Annotated in this window: 1 rRNA gene (cut by both window edges); it reads left to right on the forward strand. The window is 57.5% G+C overall.

The annotated features are described in order from the left end of the window. A 23S ribosomal RNA gene (locus tag CQ12_RS39415) occupies nucleotides 1-207 on the forward strand (it extends past both window edges: 2008 nt to the left, 1265 nt to the right).

Raw genomic sequence — 207 nt, forward strand, 5'->3', positions numbered from 1 at the left:
GATCCTATGCTGTCGAGAAAAGCCTCTAGCGAGTTTCATGGCGGCCCGTACCCTAAACCGACTCAGGTGGTCAGGTAGAGAATACCGAGGCGTTCGGGTGAACTATGGTTAAGGAACTCGGCAAAATGCCCCCGTAACTTCGGGAGAAGGGGGGCCAGTCCTGGTGATGAGCTTTGCGCTCTGAGCTGGGGGTGGCCGCAGAGACCA

Source organism: Bradyrhizobium jicamae, from assembly GCF_001440395.1.
GTDB lineage: Bacteria > Pseudomonadota > Alphaproteobacteria > Rhizobiales > Xanthobacteraceae > Bradyrhizobium > Bradyrhizobium jicamae.